This window comes from Sulfurovum sp. (assembly GCF_041551015.1).
In the GTDB taxonomy this organism is placed as follows: domain Bacteria; phylum Campylobacterota; class Campylobacteria; order Campylobacterales; family Sulfurovaceae; genus Sulfurovum.
Window position 1 is genome coordinate 1 of record NZ_JBFENQ010000130.1, and the last position, 4617, is coordinate 4617.

A 4617-nucleotide genomic window follows, 5' to 3' on the forward strand; every position below is an offset into this window, starting at 1 on the left:
AAAAAGCCACACCCTGTGCATGATTACCCGCAGATGCAGCGACAACACCACCTCTGTCACCCGCTTCTATAAGAGAAGCAATTTTATTAAAAGCCCCTCTGAGTTTAAATGCTCCTGTACGCTGTAAATTTTCTTTTTTCAGATACACTTCATAGCCACTCAATTGGCTTAAAATAGGTGCATAAGAGTAGGGTGTCCTATGTACTACATGGGATACTCTATCGTACGCTTTTTCTATACTTTTTAAGTCTAACATTATCTTTCCTAGATATTATATTGCAAGAAGTATATCAAAATTAAGGATAAAGCATGGAATGTGAAATGCCATTGGTTAACTCTAACCCTGAAGAGATGAAAGAAATATTTGAAAGTGTCAAAACAATTGCTATACTTGGTCTCTCCTCTGATGAGAGCAAAGCAAGCAACATGGTCGCAAGATATCTTCAAAATGCAGGATATAAAATAGTCCCTGTCTATCCTAAAGAAGAGGAGATCCTGGGAGAAAAGGTCTACCGTTCACTCGAAGAGATCCCTTTTGAGGTCGACATGGTCAATATCTTTAGAAAACCTAATGCGTTTGATGCTATCGCTGATGCGTGTATCAAAAGAGGTGATATCAAAGTATTTTGGGGACAACTTGGACTGGTCAACAACGCTGCCGCACAAAAGGCTAAAGATGCAGGTATGAAGGTAGTACAGAACTACTGTAGCAAACTTGAGCATATGGCATTGATGGCATAACACTGATTTTACTCTGTCTTCAGTATGACTGTACAGAGTTTATTTCAGTTTAAAATATCTCTTACTCTATATTGAAAGTGACCTCTCTGCTTCAAAAGAAGGGTCTATCATCCAATAAAACTACTTTTTACGAAGAAAAACACCACTCTCTACATGTGCGGTATGAGGAAACTGATCATACATTGCTGCATCTATCACCTCATGCGTTTGTACCAGTGTTTCCAAATCTCTTGCAAGTGTCTCAGGGTTGCATGAAATATAAATAATATTCTCTATATTTGAAATGAGTTCTATGGTCCCCTCATCCAATCCTGCTCTTGGCGGGTCTACCAGTACCGTACTGAAATTATAACTTTCCAGCTCAATCTCTTTGAGTCTGGAAAATTCTCTTGTACCATTCAAGGCTTCAGTCATCTCTTCAGATGCCAATCTTGCAAAAGTAATATTCTCGACATGATTGAGCGCACAGTTCTCAAGTGCTGCATGAATGGAGCGTTTACTGATCTCTGTAGCCAAAACCTTATCAAAATAATGTGAAAGAGGCAGTGTAAAATTACCCAGTCCACAGTAACTCTCTAAAAAATCCCCATAGCCTACTGTTTTAGCCTGCTTAATGGCCCACTCTATCATTTTTATATTGACTGTAGGATTTGGCTGTGTAAAACCGCTTTCATACTGAACATAGGTAAATGTTTTTCCATCGATATCCAACTTTTCAATGACAAATTCATCTGAAAGGATCACTTTTTGTTTACGGCTTCGTCCCATGATCTTACAGTTCAGTTCAGCTTCAATCTGTTTTGCCTCAGCACTCCACACATCATCCAGTTTTCTATGGTATAGCATGGTGATAAGACATTCATCTGTCGTAGTTGCCAGAAACTCCACTGCAAAAAGGCGATGCTTTAACACTTCTGTAGATACATTGATCTTTTCCAGTAACTTCCACATACGTTTTTCTATAGGTTCTATGACTTTAGGACATTCTTCTATGTTGATAGCACCTTTTTTTTCGATGTTCCCCATAGCATAATCACATCTATCACCCTCATGCCAAATGCGAAACTCTGCTCTAGCTCGGTAATGATCTGTAGGAGAATCAAATACTTCTAATTCTCCCTGATAAAAAGGAGCCAAGAGTCCAGAAACCCTCTGCTGTTTTTGCTTTAACTGCTCCTCATACCCTATCTCATAGAGTCCACAAGACCCACAACTTCCAAAATGTTTACAGTTCAAATTTCATACCTTTAATTTGCATTGGATATAATCACAATAATAAAATATGTGTAATTTTACCCAAAAGGTCCAAAATGTCTATAAGTGTTGTCATACTCGCTGCAGGTCAAGGTACAAGAATGAAGTCTACTACGCCAAAGGTGCTTCATGAAATCTCCGGAAAGTCTATGCTCTTCCATGCCATAGATGCAGCACAGAAAATTTCTGATGATATCACTGTCGTACTCTACCATCAAGCAGCACGTATACAAGAAGAGATAGAAGCACACTACAGCGGCATACATTTTCATATGCAAGATGCGGTACAGTTTCCAGGTACAGGCGGGGCTATGAAAGGTGTAGAGGTCGCACACTCTAAAGCATTAATACTCAATGGTGATATGCCGCTGGTTACTATGTCTGCACTTGAGTCACTGATGCAGGGAGATGCTGACATAAACATGTCTGTGATCAAACTGGACAACCCTTCTGGTTATGGCCGTGTCGTCATCAGCCAAGGTAATGTAGTCGAGATCGTAGAGGAAAAAGACTGCATTCCTGCACAAAAAGAGATACAAACTGTGAATGCAGGTGTCTACTGTGTCAAAAAAGAGTTACTAGAGAGTTACATCCCTGCTCTAAGTAACGAAAATGCGCAAAAAGAGTACTACCTTACAGATATCATTAAAATGGCTGTAGATGAAGGTAAAATTGTACACCCTGTCCTTGTCGAAGAAGAAGAATTTAAAGGTGTGAATTCCAAACTTGACCTTGCACATGCAGAAGAGATACTTCAAAGACGCATCAAAACAGAGTGGATGAAAGCAGGTGTCTCTATGCGTTTACCAGAGACCATTTACATCGACTCACGAGCCACCTTTGAAGGTGAATGCATGTTGGAAAATGGTGTAAGTATCCAGGGTGCTTCACATATCATCGCTTCACACATTAAAACGCACTCTGTCATTGAAGATGCACATGTTGAAAATTCCGATGTAGGACCAATGGGTAGGATCAGACCAAATACGAAGCTTATCAACACACATATCGGTAATTTTGTTGAAGTGAAAAAGTCTACGCTTACTGGTGTAAAAGCGGGTCATCTGGCTTATATCGGTGATGCTAGTATTGATGAAGGTTCTAACATTGGTGCAGGGGTCATCACTTGTAATTACGATGGTAAGAATAAATACCAAACAAAAATAGGTAAAAATGTATTTGTAGGGTCAGATACACAACTGGTTGCACCTGTTACCATAGAAGATGATGTTATTATAGCAGCAGGAAGTACCATAAACAAAAATGTAGCACAAGGTGAGCTTGCCATCTCAAGAGCACCTATGAAAACGATCAAAAACTTCTTTTATAAATTTTTTGGAGATAAATAGTATGCAAATTGATTTAACAGGTAAATCTGTACTGTTAGGTGTGACAGGAAGTATCTCTGCCTATAAGGCATGTGACCTGGCGCGTCTATTTGTAAAAGCTGGTGCTTCTGTACATGTAGTCATGAGTCCTTCAGCACAACGCTTTGTATCCTCACTGACTTTTGAAGCCCTTACACGTAATCCTGTTTTAACTGAAGAGAGCGAATCTTGGGCTAGTGAGTTAAATCATATAGAGCTAGGTAAAAAGTGTGATATTTTTATCATTGCTCCTGCAACTGCCAATACCATTAACAAAATTGCGCAAGGTATTGCTGATAATATTTTAACCCAAACTGCATTGGCATTTAAAGATAAGATCCTCATTGCTCCTGCAGCCAATACGGAGATGCTTGCAAAAACTGCTACCTGTAATGCCATTACATTTTTACAAAACAATAACTATGACATTATTAACCCACAAGATAAACTCCTCGCCTGCGGAGATGTTGGAAGTGGTGCACTGGCAGAACCAACAGAAATCTTTTTTGAAGTTGCAAAAGCATTATATAGAGATCCATTCTGGGAAAACAGACCTGTAATTGTAACAGGTGGTGGAACACGAGAGAAACTAGATGAAGTACGCTATATATCGAACTTTTCATCTGGGAAAATGGCAAAGTCACTCTGTGTTGCACTCTATTTGAGAGGAGCAGATGTATCCTATATTTCTACTATGGGGTTTGATGACCTGCCATCAGCTATTACCACCATAGAAACACATGATGCCCAAGATATTTTAGATGCCACTCAAACATCCATTAAAAAAGTAACAACAGATAACCAAACTCTTAAAATGCCCTATTTATTTATGGTAGCAGCTATTGCAGACTTTACACCAAAATCCCCACAAAGCGGTAAACTTAAAAAATCAATGCTTGGTAATACATGGAATATTGAACTCAAACAGACAACCGATGTACTTGCAACTATAGACAAAAGTGCTATAAAGACAGTGGGTTTTAAAGCAGAAATGGATACAAAAGAGGGATTAAATAATGCCGTTTCCCTCTTAGATAAAAAGGAAGTAGATGCTGTATGTTACAACCTTTTAAAGGATGCCAAAAGTTTTGGTGGTAATGAAAATGAAATTACATTTATTACTAAAGATACACAAATTGCTTTAGGACGTGCAGATAAACTCACTCTCTCCGGTAAGATATTGGATGAATCCAAAAAACTCATCCATAAAGAAGAAATAAATGTCTAAACATATTTTAAAACATCTCGCTATTAT

General features: G+C 38.6%; 5 protein-coding genes. 3 read left to right on the forward strand and 2 right to left on the reverse strand.

The window, feature by feature from the left end:
• On the reverse strand, positions 1-256 hold a 256-nt coding region (locus tag ABZC96_RS08265), incomplete at its 3' end, for a pyridoxal-phosphate dependent enzyme (protein ID WP_373030389.1).
• A 53-nt stretch (positions 257-309) separates the two neighbouring features.
• On the opposite strand from ABZC96_RS08265, the gene ABZC96_RS08270 reads away from it, so the two are divergent.
• A complete protein-coding gene (locus ABZC96_RS08270) occupies positions 310-741 on the forward strand; it encodes a CoA-binding protein (RefSeq protein WP_373030390.1) in 432 nt (143 codons plus the stop codon).
• A gap of 120 nt (positions 742-861) precedes the next feature.
• Here ABZC96_RS08270 and trmA read toward each other — a convergent pair whose 3' ends face one another.
• Complete coding sequence (gene trmA / locus ABZC96_RS08275) at positions 862-1977, reverse strand: tRNA (uridine(54)-C5)-methyltransferase TrmA (protein ID WP_373030391.1); 1116 nt, start codon at positions 1975-1977, stop codon at positions 862-864.
• Between the two features lie 74 nt (positions 1978-2051).
• Here trmA and glmU point away from each other — a divergent pair, with 74 nt between their 5' ends.
• Together glmU and coaBC are read left to right on the forward strand one after the other, a co-directional pair.
• On the forward strand, positions 2052-3344 hold the full coding sequence (glmU, locus tag ABZC96_RS08280) for a bifunctional UDP-N-acetylglucosamine diphosphorylase/glucosamine-1-phosphate N-acetyltransferase GlmU (protein ID WP_373030392.1): 1293 nt from the start codon (positions 2052-2054) through the stop codon (positions 3342-3344).
• A 1-nt stretch (position 3345) separates the two neighbouring features.
• The gene (gene coaBC, locus ABZC96_RS08285) at positions 3346-4590 is read left to right on the forward strand and encodes a bifunctional phosphopantothenoylcysteine decarboxylase/phosphopantothenate--cysteine ligase CoaBC (protein ID WP_373030394.1); all 1245 of its coding nucleotides are present in this window, start codon (positions 3346-3348) and stop codon (positions 4588-4590) included.
• The last annotated feature ends 27 nt before the right edge of the window (positions 4591-4617 follow it).

Coding starts and splice junctions, on each gene's coding strand:
- ABZC96_RS08270 (WP_373030390.1), top strand. CDS start 310: ATGGAATGTGAAATGCCATTGGTTAACTCTAACCCTGAAGAGATGAAA.
- glmU (WP_373030392.1), top strand. CDS start 2,052: ATGTCTATAAGTGTTGTCATACTCGCTGCAGGTCAAGGTACAAGAATG.
- coaBC (WP_373030394.1), top strand. CDS start 3,346: ATGCAAATTGATTTAACAGGTAAATCTGTACTGTTAGGTGTGACAGGA.